The following is a 16,491-nucleotide window of genomic DNA, read 5'->3' as shown; positions in this document are numbered from 1 at the left end:
ATAGCTGGGTTAGTTGGAGAATCAGCAGAGGGGGTATCTTCCAAAAAAAATACATCAATTTCTTAAAATACCCCCTTCAAAATAGGAGTACTTTCAGAAAAAACATATAATTTTGCGCCATCAACCGATAAAAATTAGACCATTTATGTCAAAAATGCGTTTTTATGCCTTACAAGAGCTTTCCAACCGGAAACCTCTGGAAGTAACTGCTCCTTCCAACAAACTCTCTGATTATTATGGTAGCCACGTGTTCGACCGCAAGAAGATGCAAGAGTATCTTCCTAAAGAAGCCTACAAAGCTGTAACCGATGCTATCGAAAAAGGGACACCTATCAGCCGCGAAATAGCAGACTTGATTGCTAACGGCATGAAAAGTTGGGCCAAGTCGCTCAACGTCACTCACTACACACACTGGTTCCAGCCTCTGACAGACGGAACAGCCGAGAAACATGACGGTTTTATCGAATTCGGCGAAGACGGCGGAGTAATCGAACGCTTCTCCGGAAAACTGCTGATCCAGCAAGAGCCGGATGCCTCTTCTTTCCCTAACGGCGGTATCCGCAACACGTTCGAAGCACGAGGATATACAGCCTGGGATGTTTCTTCACCGGCATTCGTAGTAGATACTACTCTTTGTATCCCCACTATCTTCATTTCTTACACGGGTGAAGCGCTGGATTACAAAACTCCCTTATTGAAAGCACTTGCCGCTGTAGATAAAGCAGCAACGGAAGTCTGCCAACTATTCGACAAGAACATCACCCGCGTATATACCAATTTAGGATGGGAACAGGAATATTTTCTAGTCGACTCTTCCTTATATAATGCACGCCCCGACCTCTGCCTGACAGGACGGACACTGATGGGACACTCTTCTGCCAAAGACCAACAATTGGAAGACCACTATTTCGGCTCCATCCCTCCACGTGTCACCGCATTTATGAAAGAACTCGAAATTGAGTGTCACAAACTGGGGATTCCCGCCAAAACCCGTCATAACGAAGTAGCCCCCAACCAATTTGAGTTGGCCCCTATCTTCGAAAACTGCAACCTGGCGAACGACCACAACCAGCTTGTCATGGATTTGATGAAACGTATCGCAAGGAAACATCACTTCAATGTACTCCTGCACGAGAAACCATACAGCGGAGTAAACGGTTCGGGCAAGCACAACAACTGGTCGCTCTGCACCGACACCGGCATCAACCTGTTCGCGCCCGGAAAGAATCCGAAAGGAAATATGCTATTCCTTACTTTCCTGGTAAACGTCTTAATGATGGTTTATAAAAACCAGGATTTACTGCGTGCCTCCATCATGAGCGCCAGCAACAGCTACCGTTTGGGAGCCAACGAAGCTCCTCCCGCCATTCTTTCTTGTTTCCTGGGCTCACAACTCTCGTCCACTCTCGACGAAATTGTCCGCCAGGTAGGTAACGAGAAAATGACACCGGAAGCAAAAACCACCCTGAAGTTAGGTATCGGACGTATCCCCGAAATCCTGCTGGATACTACCGACCGTAACCGCACCTCTCCTTTCGCATTCACCGGAAACCGTTTCGAATTCCGTGCCGCCGGTTCTTCTTCCAACTGTGCCGCTTCTATGATTGCAATCAATGCTGCCATGGCAAACCAGTTGAACGAATTCCGCGCATCGGTAGAAAAGCTGATGGAAGAAGGAGTAGGCAAAGACGAAGCCATCTTCCGCTTGCTGAAAGAAACGATTATCGCCTCCGAACCGATTCGCTTTGAAGGCGACGGTTATTCTGAACAGTGGAAACAGGAAGCCGCACGCCGCGGACTGACTAACATCTGCCACGTACCGGAAGCCCTGATGCACTACGTTGACAACCAATCCAAAGCTGTACTTATCGGTGAACGTATCTTCAACGAGACAGAGTTGAACAGCCGCCTGGAAGTGGAACTGGAAAAGTATACCATGAAGGTGCAAATCGAAGGCCGTGTATTGGGCGACCTCGCCATTAACCACATCGTGCCGACTGCCGTTGCCTATCAGAACCGGTTGCTCGAAAATCTTCGCGGACTGAAAGAAATATTCCCGGCTGACGAATACGAAGTATTGAGTGCCGACCGCAAAGAACTGATTCGTGAGATTTCACACCGGGTGACTTCCATCAAAGTACTGGTTCGCGAGATGACCGAAGCACGAAAAGTTGCCAACCATCTGGAGAACTATAAGGAAAGAGCATTTGCATACGAAGAAAAAGTACGTCCATACCTCGATCAAATCCGCGACCACATCGATCATCTGGAGATGGAAGTGGACGACGAAATATGGCCGTTACCCAAATACAGGGAACTGTTATTTACCAAATAAAATGTCTTCAAGATTGCACGAAAGCTCCCACTTTTGTGCAATCTTTTTATAGATTCGTTCATTTTCTCATTTTTTCTTTTTACTTTTGTGCTGTATAACACAGTTTTATAGCACTCATGGTAAAAATGAATATGTCAGACATCGATATTTCGGAGCCGTTATCCGATATGTTAGCTCCTTTAAATAACGAACAAAAGGAGTTTCTGATGAACAACTATACGATACAGACCTACAAAAAAAATGAAACCATCTACTGCGAAGGAGAAACACCTTCTCATCTGATGTGCCTTATCAGTGGGAAAGTAAAAATCTTCAAAGATGGTGTGGGAGGTAGAAGTCAGATTATCCGCATGATTAAACCACGCGAATACTTTGCGTATCGTGCTTATTTTGCCAAACAAGATTTTGTAACTGCCGCAGCAGCTTTCGAACCCTCTGTTGTTTGCCTGATTCCCATGAATGCTATCTTAACTTTAATTGCCCAAAACAATGACCTCGCCATGTTTTTTATCCGCCAGCTGTCTATTGATCTCGGCATCTCAGACGAACGCACCGTCAATCTGACACAAAAGCATATCCGCGGACGCCTGGCCGAATCTCTCATCTTCCTGAAAGAAAGCTACGGCTTGGAAGAAGACGGATCTACCTTGAGCATTTATCTTTCACGCGAAGATTTAGCAAATCTCTCTAATATGACTACTTCGAATGCTATCCGCACATTATCACAGTTTGCTACGGAACGCCTGATTACAATCGACGGAAGAAAGATCAAAATCATCGAAGAAGAAAAGCTAAAGAAAATAAGTAAGATTGGATAAGAAAATTCCTGCACCAGTCGCTCCACCCCTAAATAGTGAACATACATACAGAAAATATAATTGCAGACATCAGACGTGGTAACAAACAAGCTTTCAAAAAGCTATTTGATGACTACTATCCTATTCTTTGCGTGTTCGCATCTCACTATATTGAAGACAAAGAAGTTTGCAAAGACATCGCACAAGATGTATTGTTAGCTTATTGGGAACGGAAAGAAGATTTCGACAACATTTTGAAAGTAAAAAGCTTCCTTTATACCGTCACCCGAAATAAATGTCTGAATCACCTAAAACATGAGCAATTAGATATTCCTAATTTTTCCGGACAGGAAGAGTTCGATAGTGGCTTCGAAGCTGCCATTATCGAGCAGGAAACATTCCACATGGTTCGCAAAGCGGTAGAAGAATTGCCTAATCAAATGCGAAATATCATCTTATATTCCATGAAAGGGTTAAAAAACCATGAGATTGCTGACAAATTGCAAATTTCAGAAGGCACTGTCCATACGTTAAAGAAATTCGCCTACCGCAAACTTCGCGAAAGTCTCAAAGGCATAAATTACACCTTATTACTATTTTTATGCAAATAAAGTAACTTTTTGATTACCCCGTTTTTTCGATTGGATTGTTTTACTCATATAACAAATCGAAAAAACGATGAATTCATTCAAAGAAAAATTTAAAATTGCAAAAATCTTAGCTTCTTTATTTACCCATTCGTCTACCCCCGAAGAGGAAAAAAACTATCATGCGTGGTTGGATGAGAATCTGGAGCATCAAAAAATAGCCGACCGGATATTAAATAAGGAAACGTATGAAGAAAACAGCCGGTTAATAAAAAGCTTCTCTTCACAAAAGGCATGGGAGAAAGTCTACCCGCTACTGGGAAACAATCAATCTCGTATGGTCTTCTCGTGGAAAAGGAGCCTGAAATATGCGGCTCTTATTTTGCTGTTGATAATACCGGCTTCATTCCTTATTTATAATTGGGCAATCGGAGAGCAAATCGGTGAAATCACTCCAGGAACCCATGGCGGAGAACTGACTTTAAGTAATGGCAACACCTTCAATCTTTTTGAGAATGTCCTTCCGGAGGGTGCAACTGAAGTGTTCATCATTGACTCCAAAGGGATTAATTATCAAACTCCTGCCAACAAGCCCAAAGTGAAAGAAATCAAAAATACGCTTCGTACACTGCATGGTATGGAATGTCACATTGTCCTTTCGGATGGAACAAAAGTACATCTGAATGCAGAATCTCAACTGACTTATCCGATTTGTTTCAGCGATAAGGAACGCATCGTACAGGTTGAAGGTGAAGCCTATTTCGATGTTGCTCCAGACAAAGAACATCCTTTTATCGTGCAAACACCGCACACTTCTATTCGGGTGACAGGAACTTCTTTCAATGTAAGAGCATACGCAGATGAAGAAATAGAAAGTACAACATTAATCAGTGGAGGTGTAAAAATCAGCAGTGGAAATGAAGTATTTGAATTAATCCCCAACCAACACTATACCTATAATAAAAAGACTAATACAAATACTGTCACTAACGTAAACACAGAACTGTATACATCTTGGGAATCCGGATCATTCATCTTTTTAAATGTACCTCTTGAGAATGTAATGTCATATCTTTCCAAATGGTATGGGTTCAAATACACTTTCGAGGACGAAACCGCCAAACAAGTACGAATCGGGGCATCCCTTAATCGTTATAAAAATATGAACCCGATTATCGACATGATAACAGAATTAAACCTGGTAAATATCAAGCAACGAGAAGGTATCTTGCATATTTCCTACAAACAATAATAATACATAATATAACTAACGCATTATGAAAAAACGAACGCAATCCCTGCCATGGGTGGTATCTTATGTAAGCAGAAACGTTGTGAAATTCTGCCTTTTATGGATATTCTCCCTTTCTTCACTCATGATTCAAGCGCAAGACAATCAAAGAATCTCTGTCGACTTAAAAGGAGAAACTTTGGAAGCGGCACTTTGGTATCTACAGAATCGCACAAAATTTATCTTTATGTATGCCACAGAAGATATTGCTAATGTAACTGATATCACTGTTAAGGCTAAGGATAAAACTATTCTTCAAATTCTGGATGAATGTCTGGAAGGTACTAATCTGACTTACGAAATCTCCGGTAGTGCAATCGTAATTAAGAAAAGGAAAAAACCCAAAGTAACCATCAGCGGTTGGATTCGCGACACCAGTGGTGAGGCATTACCTGGTGCCACTGTTACAATCCGAGGATCTAAACAAGGAGCCATCGCCGGACTGGACGGACATTACTCTTTCAATATTCCGGCACAGGAAGGATTGATCCTTACTTTTTCTTTTATCGGAATGGAAAAGAAAACGGTCAAATATACGGGTAAGAAAACAATCAATGTTACCCTGAGCGGTTCCAGTACAGAAATTGATGAAGTTGTAGTCACCGGTTATCAAAACATTCAACGCCGTGATCTCGTAGGCTCTATCACTACAATCAAAGCGAAAGATATTATAATGCCTTCTTACACTACTATTGACCAAATGTTGCAAGGGCGTGTAGCAGGTATGGTGGTCACTAATTCAAGCAGCCGTGTAGGTACTGCTCCTAAAATTCAAATTCGAGGAACCAGTACATTGCAAGGAAACCGTGACCCATTATGGGTAGTAGACGGTATTATCCAAGAAGATTTCCAGGTAACACTAGATAACGGCGAATTGATGACTAAAAACTTAAAAGACATCATCGGTAATCAAATTTCATGGCTGAACCCTGCCGACATCGAAAACATCACAATCTTGAAAGATGCTTCCGCCACTGCTATCTATGGTTCGAAAGCATCTAACGGTGTAATCGAAATCACAACTAAAAAAAATACCACCGACAGGTTGACTGTGAACTATTCTGCCAACTTCAACATCGGACAACGTCCTAATTATGGAATGTTCAACTTTATGAACTCTCAAGAACGTATCCGTTTTTCACAAGAGGCATTCGACGCCGGAATCTCTTACATAACAGTACCTTACAAAGATCCTAACACTTATGAGGGTTTGTTACGCATGCTACAAGAGCACGATATTTCAGACATCGAATACAGAGAACTTTATAACGCTATGGAAACCCGCAATACAGACTGGTTCAAGTCTCTGACACGCCGTTCGTTCAGTCATACGCACAATATTAGTGTTTCCGGTGGAACGAACAAGTTCAGTTATTCAGCATCCATGGGTTATAACAACAGCGAAGGTCAAGAAATAGGGAATGATAACGAACGTATGACCGGACGTATTGCCCTTATGTTACGCCCAATAGAGAAACTAACTATCAGCATGACATTAAATGGTAGTGTTTCTACCACCAACGGCTTCTTTGATGATGTCAACCCTATGAGTTATGCCACTAATACGAGCCGTGCCATTGATCCGGATGCTTACTATATGCAAGAGAACGAATACACATATAAAACAGGTAGTAAAGAAACACTTTCATACAATTTCATCAATGAACGAGATAATAGCGGTTCAAAAGCGCGTTCAAACTTTATGTCAGCCTCTTTAAATGTTAATTGGCATATCCTCGACTGGTTGACCTACCAATTTACCGGAGGTTATTCTAATAACAACAGTACCAATGAAAGCTGGGCTACCGAACGTACATATTACATAGCCAACGAGTATCGAGGATACGATTTTAACTCCGTAACTCCCACCAGTTCCGAATTTAAGGCCGCACAACTTCCATTCGGAGGTAGATTGTATACAAACGATAATAATCAGCATTCCTACAATATCCAAAACAAATTACAATTCAGTAAAGCATTCAATGCTGACAACCGCTTAAATGCATTATTGGGTATGGAGCTCCGTTCATCTACAGCCAAAGGCACTGCCAATACCATTTGGGGATATGTCCCGGACAGAGGTGAACGTATCGTAGCACCTACCATACCTAGCGAAGTAGTATCACCAGGAGGAAGTCCGACAGGCTGGGGAATATTACAAAAAATCTATAATGGAGGTTGGAATAGAACAAACAACACCAACAACTTCCTTTCGTTTTTTGCCACTTTCGCATATTCATTCAAAAACCGCTACGTAATGAATGCCAATGTGCGAAATGATGCTTCCAATGTTTTCGGACAGGATATTAATCATCGCATCGACCCGACTTATTCATTCGGTTTCTCTTGGAGAGCATCGGAAGAAGCTTTCTTCCAAAAGCATCTGTCATGGATCTCCACACTTAATTTCAGAGGAACGTTCGGTATTCAGGGGAATGCCTTAACACGCGAAAGTCCCGAATTAATCTTAAATCAAAACGGGGTACAAGCCGGATATAACCGTTACTACTCTACTATCAGCCAGATCCCCAACCCGTATCTCTCGTGGGAACGTACCAAGAACTGGAACTTTGGGGTGGATCTGGAACTATTCCGCATGTTTTATATGAACCTGGAATATTACACCCGACGTTCCAATGCAGTAATCAATGTTGATTTGCCATACGAATACGGACTTGACCAGATGAAACGGAACGGTGGAATCATTTACAATCGAGGAATTGAATACACATTATCATTCACACCTATCCAAAAGCGTGATTTCGCTCTGAATGTTAACCTGAATGCCTCTAAAAACTGGAATAAAGGCGGGGAAACCAAAATTGATAGAAACACAGCAATGTATCTGAATGGAGACGGCGCCCAAATCTTAAAAGAGGGTTATCCGTTAAGTGCATTCTGGTCATATTCATTTGCTGGTCTTGATGGAACTAACGGTAAGCCGACATTCAACTATGTTGAAGTCCCGGAAGAAGAAAAAAGTAAAGACATCGACCCGACTTCTTACCTTGTATATTCCGGTGAAAAAGAACCATACTTCACTGGAGGACTTGGCTTAAGCTTCCGCTACAAGTCTTTGTCATTGAACACCAGTTTCTCCCTTTTGCTAGGTAGCCATAAACGTTTACCGTCACCTTACCGCGATTTTAAAGGACTCAGTGACATGATGCCTAGTCCAATCAGCAACATAAACCGTGATTTACTAAATCGTTGGCAAAAGCCAGGAGACGAAGCCCATACAAATATCCCCGGACTACCTACATGGCAGAGAGGAATAGGTTGGACTTTGCCTAATACAGATCCTGGTGAATCTCCCATTCCAATGTGGGAAAAATCAGATGCTATGGTAGTCAATGCCTCATTCTTACGCTGTCGGAACATCGGATTATCCTGGCAAATGAAACAAGAATGGTGCGACAAGATACATGCCAAAAATCTGTCTGTCAATTTCAATATGGACAACATATTTGTAATAGCCAGCAAACGTTTCAACGGCTTCGACCCGGAATTAGAAAACAGCATCATGCCACGTTCTTTCTCACTGGGATTTAATATCGGATTTTAAACAATAAACAAAGAGAGATATGAAACTTAAATATTTAATCTATACAATTACACTTACCAGCCTCACCGCTTGTGGAGATTTTTTAGAACCCAAGTCACAGAGCCAATACATCCCCAAAGACGCTAATGCATTACAAGAGATGCTTATCGGAGAAGCTTATCCCCGACAACAAAATACCCAGTTTCTCAACTATCTGGAAATACTCGCAGATGATGTTGAACAGAATCAGGTAGAAGGTTACGGATTCACAGATAATGACAAAGTAACAATGGAAATTTTTGAAGTTCTGTATAGCTGGCAACCTAACATGTTCGAAATACAAGAGAAATTAGGAGGATCCCCCGTGGTCAATACATGGGAAAATCTCTATGAATATATTTTAGGAGCTAATGCCGCCCTTGACTATATTGACGAAGTGTCTGGTACAGAAGTTGAAAAGAACCATATTAAAGCACAATCCTATGCGTTAAGAGCTTTTTACTATTACATGCTAGTCAATCAGTACGGACTTCCTTATAATTATAACAAAGAATCGCTGGGAGTTCCTCTCAAACTGGATAGTAAGATGAGAGAAGAAGGCAATATATTAATGAAACGGAATACGGTAGAAGAAGTATACCGACAGATTGTTACCGACCTAAACGAAGCGGAACGCTTATTTCAAGGTCTCTCCACTTCTCTGCAATATGAACCGAACTACCTTGTCAGCCTACCTATGGTGCAATTATTAAAGTCACGCGTAGCTCTATATATGGAAAATTGGGCAGAAGCGAAAACGTATGCGGAGAAAGTGATCAAAGATTGGAACTTCTCATTACGTGACCTGAATACGATCCCTGCACCGGAAGCGGGTATAAAAGAACCTTATTATACATTCAATACGTATGACTCACCGGAAGTTATCTGGAGTTATGGAACTATAAGAGACCTAACAGGTGAATACGAAGGTTATATCGACAAAGAAGACGAATATGCAGATGGAGAAGAAACTAGAAAAATGTTTAAGGCAGCAGACGAACTGATTAAGAGCTTCCAAGAAGGTGATTTACGTAAAGACCGTTACATCACCAGAGAGATGCAGTACAACGAATGGGAACCGGAAAACAGTACCTTTTATGATATCTACCTCCCTTACGGCAAATACAAAACACTCAGTTCTGTCCCTGCCTCAAAAAGTAGTGATTATTTTGCCCTCTCTTTCCGAATAGCAGAAGCTTATCTGAACTATGCGGAAGCTGCTGCCATGAATAAAGCTGAAGGAGATGCTATAACTGCAATGCATACATTACTGGAAAAACGATACATTGCAGGAAACGCACCTTCCTTTTCCGGACTAACCGGAGAAGCTCTCATCACTAAAATACGTGAAGAACGCAGAAAAGAACTTTGCTATGAAGGGCAACGCTGGTTCGACTTACGTCGCTATGGCATGCTTCCCATACAGCATAAATGGGAAGGAAAAGTATATACACTCACGAAGAATGACCTTTCGTATGTGTTACCTATACCTAAAGAAGTTTTGCAAAGAAACTTATTACTAGAACAAAACTCATTCGGACCGCAACGAACTGGAGTTCCCGTTATTGACTAAAATACAAATAACAAAAACAATGATCACCAATTTTAAACAACAGAGAATTATGAAACCAATATATAATGTATGGATATTACTATTCTGTCTCACATTCTCTTCCTGTTATGATGAAGATATAATCGATCCGACACCAGATCCGCTAGCACTTGCCGGAGGGATCGAATTTCCTCAAGGAGATAACCCATGGGACAATGACGCTTTGGAAATTTATAAAAATTTCGGAGTAAAACTGATATATAAAAATATAACAGAAAAAGACCTCAATAAAAACTGGACCAATGGTGGACTCGGTAGTTCATCAAAAATATTCGATAATTGTCTTAATGACGAGATGGGTGCATTTTACATTACCTTTATGAAAGACCATGTATTCCCTTATCTCAACCGGGAGGTGACTGATAGAGTATTTCCTATGTATTGGTATTTTATATACAATTATTCTTCGCATTCAGTCATACTACCTGGAACAATGGAATTTAACGTCGCATTACTCGAACATGATGAAAGCCAAACCGACTGTTGGTTAACTTGCTTTTGGGGAGATGCAGCTCATTGTAGCAACATTATGTTTGGTACGATGACACCCAATGACCCACTTAAAGAATGGAAATCCCCTATTGCCGGAAATAAAGATAGTTATGCAATACGCCGTTTTAAAATTATCGATGAAATCATACGTACAGCTATCACAAGGGGGAATATTATCATACCGGAAGAAGAGTTTGATGCCGGTTTCGACCACTCAACTCCACTTATCATAGAGGAAGATATTGAGAGCAAAGCTGATGCTAATTACTATCTTAAAAGAGGATATCCCGGTAATATAAATTCATATTCAGCAGACTATATTAAGCCTGCAACCAATCCTTCAACAGCCAAAGAAACATTTATAGGCTATCTGCAAATAGCCATGCGGCTTACTAAGGAAGAACGAGAAGCAAAGTGGCCTTCAGCAACCTATCCATTTCTAAGTAGTAAGTTCGATTTTGTAACAAACTATCTAAAAAAATATAATATTGATTTGGAAGCTATTGCTCAAGGACCAGAAGATTGGGATATCAAACCCTACCCGGAACTACCAGAACTACCGGAAACAGACGAAGGAGATGATGACGATGATGATGATTCTTGGCCAGGCTGGGATTGGTGAGATGATTGGTAAAAAAAGAATCCAACTATTAAGAGAATCATCTTATTAAAGAATAAACAGAGTAACAACAAGGTTACCTAGTATTTTACGATATCTTATAAACTCAAAATCATGAAATTCATAAAAAGACTTTCATTTATATTATTATTCTTATGGAGCACTACTCCTCTATGGAGCGACGACGGGTTACTATTCAAAGGAAAGTTGAGACTACTCAAACCAACCACTTTACAAGTGAAGGATTTGAATGGGAAACTCATTTTAAGTTGTCCCATTAACCAGAACGGAGTATTCGAAACTGAGAAGAAAAACATTTTACCTGATGTATATACACTATATATCGGAAATACAGAGCAAAACATATACCTCGAAAACACGCCTGTAAGTATTACTGGTTTTTTCGATGAAAAGAACCCTGAACAAAGTTCGCTTTCATTCACCGGCATCGATCCGTTTCTGACTTTGCAAACCTATATGCCAACAGAAAGAGACCCGGATATAGCAACGATTTCTACTTCTGTCAAAGGAAAACTGACTCCTGCCATGGCATCTGCATTGGCCTATCTGGCAAATGTAAATGATTACCAATCCAACAAAATGCTATTGGACATGATACCAGAACGAGACAGAAAGTCTTTATCTGCCAAATGGTTGGTAAACAGAGTAGAGGTCCTCTCCCACCAAATCATTGGTGCAGAATGTCCCGACTTTACTTTCACAGATGCCAACGGAAAAAACGTAAGCCTGAAAGACTTCCGTGGGAAAATTGTCGTACTTGACTTCTGTGCCTCCTGGTGTGGTCCTTGTCGTAAAGAGATGCGTAGTATGCTAACCATATACAATGAATTGAAGGCTGACGATCTGGAATTCATCAGTGTCTCGCTGGATGACAGCGAAGCAAAATGGAGAAAAATGCTGGATGAAGAAAAATTGCCGTGGGTGATGCTGTGGGATAAGACAGGATTCCCTAAAAGCAGCAAGACCCCAAGTGCTATTCAGACTGCTTACGGCTTCTACTCCATCCCTTTCCTTGTAGTCATTGACAAAGAAGGCAAACTCGCTGCACGCAACGTTCGGGGTGAACAAGTACGCGAAGCCATTTTAAAAATAAGACAATAAACAAACCGTATAAATTATAACTCTTTCGACAATGAAGAAACTTATATTTCCTATCGTATGCTGTTTTATCAGCGTTACTGTATCAGCCCAGTTAATCAAGCCAAAGACAGAAACACAAAAAAAACAATCCGAACTGGACTGGTTTAACTGTTCTTTCGATCAGGACAGTGTGTACGGAGCCGAAGTAAACAAAGCGTATGATTACCTGAAAGCCAACAAAAAGAAAGCAAAGAAAAAACCGGTTGTCGCACTGATCGGAACCGGAATGGACGTAGAACACGAAGACCTGAAACACGCAATCTGGATCAACCCAAAAGAAAAGTCAAACCAAAAAGATGATGATAAAAACGGGCTTGTTGACGACATCAATGGCTGGAACTTCATCGGTGGTAAAGACGGTCAAGTCATGGAAACTTTGACACGCGAAGGAGAACGTGAATTCTTCCGTCTCAAAGATAAATACGCTGATTATATCTTTGACGGAAAGAAGTATTATAAAATAGTCAATGGAAAACGCCAAGAAGTCCCCGCACCGGAAAACATGGAAGAGTATAATTACTATCGTTATAAAGTCATGCCGGAATCTAGAATCGGTGGAGCTTACGGTGGTCTTCAACTATCTTATGTTATAGAAGAATATGTTGAAAAGTTCGACAAGGACATGAAAAAGCGTTTTCCCGGAAAAGAGTTGACTGTTGAGGACTTCCAAAGTTGTTATGATCCCAAAGCTGAAAGAGACAGTCTTTCTGAAGTTGCCTTTATGCTTACTGCCTACTATTTCAGCATCTATAATACGGATAAATGGGAACCTGTTTATCAGAATATGGGAAAGAAAAGTGTAGAAACAGCTAAAGCGTCTTATGAAGAGGCTTTAAAGAAATACGGGAGTGATAATCGAAAAGAAATTGTAGGTGACAATCCTTTGGATATTAACGATACGCATTATGGTAATAATGTACTGTTGACATCTGATGCGGCAACAGGCGTAATGAAGGCAGGCGTTATCGCAGCTAAACGTGACAACGGCATCGGAAGTAACGGTATTGCAGACAATGCAGAAATCATGACTTTACGCATCCACCCGGGAGAAGGAGAACCATACCTGAAAGATATGGCATTGGCAATTCGTTATGCAGTAGACCATGGAGCAGATGTAATCGTATTACCGGAACAAAACTCCATATATCCGGAAGAACAAAAACAATGGATAACAAATGCATTGAAAGAGGCAGAGAAGAAAGGGGCATTAGTTATAGTTCCGGTTTGGGATCTATCAATGGATATGGATAAAGACGAATTCTTTCCCAATCGTAAGATGAATAAAGAGGAAGAACTTACTAATTTTATGGTAGTTGCTGCTTCAGACAAAAATGGAAATCCGGTATTGAACACCAATTACGGTGCAACTGCTCTCGATATTTATGCTCCGGGAACAGACATTTATTCTTCTTATATGGGTGACACTTATCAAAAAGGAACTGGAGAAGGAATGGCTTCGGCTACTGTAGCTGGCGTAGCTGCTCTTGTGAAGTCTTATTTCCCTAAACTGACCGGCTCTCAAATCCGTGACATATTATTAAAAAGCGTCACTTCACGCAAAGGTGTAGAAGTAGAAAAAGGAATCCGCGTGAACGATAGCCCTTCACAAGATTTATTCCTTTTTGATGACCTATGTATTTCCGGAGGTATCGTTAATGCTTACCAAGCAATCTTGGAAGCAGAAAAAGTCAGCAAGTAAAGATTAATCTATGAAATATACTTGTCTAACAGGAACCGTCATTGCCCTTTGCATGGCGGTCCCTTTATTCGCTCAACAATATAAAGCAACTATACCTTATCGGATAGTAGGCGAAAAAATGGTTATCGAAATGAAAGTGAACGGCAATGCACGCCCTTTTATCTTTGATACCGGAGGGCGCACCGCACTTACCACAAAAGCCTGTCAAGCACTACAAATAACAGCAACAGACTCTATGAAGGTGACAGATGTGAACAACGTGGAAAGCTATTACAAAACTACGCGAATAGAAAATCTGACTACTCCCGATGATGTTATTAACTTTAAAAATACCCCATCGCTAATCATCAATGAAGTAAAAGGCTGGGAATGTTTTGGAGTAGATGGTATCATCGGCAGCGATTTATTTGCAAGTACCATTGTCAGCATTGATTCGCAGACTAAAAATATCATCGTCACATCTGCCGAAAAGCCTTCTACAGCATCTTTACGAAAAATGCTGAATTTTACGAAAGAAGGGGGAATGCCAATTGTCAATGTACAGATCGCTCCGGTCAGCAACATCACCGTATTATTTGATACAGGCAGTCCCAGCCTGTTATCTCTTATTGAAAGTGATTTTGAGAGAATTAAACCGGAGGCATCTATGGAAGTCGTTTCTGAAGGATATGGGGAAGGAAGCATCGGAGTAGCCGGACAAGCAGAGAAAGCATCTTCATATAGAGTACATATCCCCTTATTGTCAGTAGGAGCCACCAAATTCCGCAACTTAACGACCCACACAGATAAACACCCCTACACATTACTAGGTGTAAAGTTATTGCAATACGGAAAAGTGACTATCGACTATCCACGTGGAAGATTCTATTTTGAAGCTTTCCAACCGGATAATGAAATCAACAATCAATGCAACAACTTCGATTTGACGGTCAAAGACGGAGACTTATATGTATCTACCGTTTGGAGCAGCACGAAAGGTAAGATAGAAGTAGGAGACAAAGTGATTAAGATTAATGGCAAACCTACTAAAAAATATGACTTCTGCGAAAGTATTCTGAACGGAATACCGGAATTGAAAGAGAAAAAACAGACGAAGTTAACGATTGAAACTGCTTCCGGAATAAAGAATATTATCTATAAAAAAGAATGACATGAAAAGAATAGGAATACTGAACGGCTTATGGCTGCTATTATTTCTAAACTGCGGACAAGCAACGGTAGCGCAAATCCAGAATAAAGTTTGCGATACCATTCCTTATGAATTCATTCAGGAGAAAATCATTATACCCGTTACTGTTAATGGCGTAAATGTAAAATACATCGTTGATACAGGAGGAAGAACCGGGACTATGTACGACGCCGCAACTGAAATGAAAGCTACTGCCGCAGGATATACGCGCATTTCCGATGTGAATGCACAAGGCTCCAACTATCAGGAAGCTCACGTACAAAATATTTCCATCGGAAAGAACTACAAAATCAAACAGTTGAAAACGATGGTACTACCTAAAGATCCCTTCTTCACAGGGCTGGGAGTTGTCGGAATTCTTGGAGGAGATGCCTTTGCACAGTCGGTAATAACCTTCGATTCCCGTTCTAAAATAATGGTAATCAACTATCCTTATCGTCCCGAAAAGTTAAAAGTTACAGATGGAATTCCGCTGTTGGATGAAACGGAACATCATTCCATTGTCAACGTTCGCTTAGGAAACAATGATTTAAAAGTTCTGTTCGACACAGGTGCCGGAGGCTTTCTGCTTTATTGTACGGAAGATTACAATAGGTTGGCTGACATTTCGCAAGTTACCAATCATGGATATGGTATCGTAGCTGCCGGAATAACAGGGTTGGGCAAACCGGTAGATATTAAAAAGGTATCTGTACCTTCCATCAATATCATGGGAAAAGAATTCACAAATGTAGGTAGTACAACAACTGTCATGAATGGAACGATCATCGGGGTGGATTTACTGAAATATGGTAAAGTGATTATTGATTATATGCGGAGACGTTTTTACTTCCTCCCCTTTGAAGAAGGAAAAACCGACATGGGAGGTGTTCCCGCTCTTTGGAACGTAAGTATATTACCACGCAACGAAAGATTCGAAATTACAACTATATGGGATAGCATGAAAGATACAGTTGCTTTCGGCGACGAAGTGATTAATATCAACGGAACTTCTCTTAAAGATTGCCCCATGAGCCAGATGGCCGTAGAAGAAATTATGAATGCTATACCTGGTGATACTGGCTATATTATCATCAAAAAAGATAATCAAGAGAAAAGAATTGAAATCAGGAAAGAGAAATAAACT

11 protein-coding genes are annotated in these 16,491 nt (G+C 40.9%); all 11 read left to right on the top strand.

Going from position 1 to position 16,491, the window contains the following annotated elements:
• Nucleotides 1-145: 145 nt before the first annotated feature.
• The 11 genes from A4V03_RS03070 to A4V03_RS03020 all read left to right on the top strand — a co-directional run bounded on the left by A4V03_RS03070 (nucleotide 146) and on the right by A4V03_RS03020 (nucleotide 16,488).
• Nucleotides 146-2,335: a glutamine synthetase III family protein gene (locus A4V03_RS03070; protein WP_065537916.1), complete on the top strand. Its 2,190-nt coding sequence runs from the start codon at nucleotides 146-148 to the stop codon at nucleotides 2,333-2,335.
• A 116-nt stretch (nucleotides 2,336-2,451) separates the two neighbouring features.
• A complete protein-coding gene (locus tag A4V03_RS03065; RefSeq protein WP_024986308.1) occupies nucleotides 2,452-3,153 on the top strand; it encodes a Crp/Fnr family transcriptional regulator in 702 nt (233 codons plus the stop codon).
• Nucleotides 3,154-3,188: 35 nt separating this feature from the next.
• On the top strand, nucleotides 3,189-3,743 hold the full coding sequence (locus A4V03_RS03060) for an RNA polymerase sigma factor (RefSeq protein WP_065537915.1): 555 nt from the start codon (nucleotides 3,189-3,191) through the stop codon (nucleotides 3,741-3,743).
• Nucleotides 3,744-3,810: 67 nt separating this feature from the next.
• Nucleotides 3,811-4,971, top strand: coding sequence for a FecR family protein (locus tag A4V03_RS03055; RefSeq protein ID WP_065537914.1), 1,161 nt, complete (start codon nucleotides 3,811-3,813; stop codon nucleotides 4,969-4,971).
• 25 nt (nucleotides 4,972-4,996) lie between these two features.
• A complete protein-coding gene (locus A4V03_RS03050) occupies nucleotides 4,997-8,575 on the top strand; it encodes a SusC/RagA family TonB-linked outer membrane protein (protein WP_065537913.1) in 3,579 nt (1,192 codons plus the stop codon).
• A 19-nt stretch (nucleotides 8,576-8,594) separates the two neighbouring features.
• Nucleotides 8,595-10,166: a RagB/SusD family nutrient uptake outer membrane protein gene (locus A4V03_RS03045; protein WP_065537912.1), complete on the top strand. Its 1,572-nt coding sequence runs from the start codon at nucleotides 8,595-8,597 to the stop codon at nucleotides 10,164-10,166.
• A 49-nt stretch (nucleotides 10,167-10,215) separates the two neighbouring features.
• Entirely contained in the window at nucleotides 10,216-11,319 is a 1,104-nt protein-coding gene (locus A4V03_RS03040; RefSeq protein ID WP_065540261.1) for a hypothetical protein, read from the top strand.
• A gap of 111 nt (nucleotides 11,320-11,430) precedes the next feature.
• The gene (locus A4V03_RS03035) at nucleotides 11,431-12,438 is read left to right on the top strand and encodes a TlpA family protein disulfide reductase (protein WP_065537911.1); all 1,008 of its coding nucleotides are present in this window, start codon (nucleotides 11,431-11,433) and stop codon (nucleotides 12,436-12,438) included.
• 31 nt (nucleotides 12,439-12,469) lie between these two features.
• Nucleotides 12,470-14,176, top strand: coding sequence for a S8 family serine peptidase (locus A4V03_RS03030; protein WP_065537910.1), 1,707 nt, complete (start codon nucleotides 12,470-12,472; stop codon nucleotides 14,174-14,176).
• Nucleotides 14,177-14,186: 10 nt separating this feature from the next.
• A complete protein-coding gene (locus A4V03_RS03025; RefSeq protein WP_065537909.1) occupies nucleotides 14,187-15,326 on the top strand; it encodes an aspartyl protease family protein in 1,140 nt (379 codons plus the stop codon).
• 1 nt (nucleotide 15,327) lies between these two features.
• A complete protein-coding gene (locus A4V03_RS03020) occupies nucleotides 15,328-16,488 on the top strand; it encodes an aspartyl protease family protein (RefSeq protein WP_065537908.1) in 1,161 nt (386 codons plus the stop codon).
• Nucleotides 16,489-16,491: the final 3 nt, after the last annotated feature.

The sequence above is a fragment of the Bacteroides caecimuris genome, from assembly GCF_001688725.2.
In the GTDB taxonomy this organism is placed as follows: Bacteria; Bacteroidota; Bacteroidia; order Bacteroidales; family Bacteroidaceae; genus Bacteroides; species Bacteroides caecimuris.
This window is presented reverse-complemented; position numbering and strand designations above follow the sequence as displayed.

Excerpts from the sequence above, each read along its gene's own strand:
- A4V03_RS03070 (WP_065537916.1), top strand. The coding sequence starts at position 146 with ATGTCAAAAATGCGTTTTTATGCCTTACAAGAGCTTTCCAACCGGAAA.
- A4V03_RS03065 (WP_024986308.1), top strand. The coding sequence starts at position 2,452 with ATGGTAAAAATGAATATGTCAGACATCGATATTTCGGAGCCGTTATCC.
- A4V03_RS03055 (WP_065537914.1), top strand. The coding sequence starts at position 3,811 with ATGAATTCATTCAAAGAAAAATTTAAAATTGCAAAAATCTTAGCTTCT.
- A4V03_RS03050 (WP_065537913.1), top strand. The coding sequence starts at position 4,997 with ATGAAAAAACGAACGCAATCCCTGCCATGGGTGGTATCTTATGTAAGC.
- A4V03_RS03045 (WP_065537912.1), top strand. The coding sequence starts at position 8,595 with ATGAAACTTAAATATTTAATCTATACAATTACACTTACCAGCCTCACC.
- A4V03_RS03040 (WP_065540261.1), top strand. The coding sequence starts at position 10,216 with ATGAAACCAATATATAATGTATGGATATTACTATTCTGTCTCACATTC.
- A4V03_RS03035 (WP_065537911.1), top strand. The coding sequence starts at position 11,431 with ATGAAATTCATAAAAAGACTTTCATTTATATTATTATTCTTATGGAGC.
- A4V03_RS03030 (WP_065537910.1), top strand. The coding sequence starts at position 12,470 with ATGAAGAAACTTATATTTCCTATCGTATGCTGTTTTATCAGCGTTACT.
- A4V03_RS03025 (WP_065537909.1), top strand. The coding sequence starts at position 14,187 with ATGAAATATACTTGTCTAACAGGAACCGTCATTGCCCTTTGCATGGCG.
- A4V03_RS03020 (WP_065537908.1), top strand. The coding sequence starts at position 15,328 with ATGAAAAGAATAGGAATACTGAACGGCTTATGGCTGCTATTATTTCTA.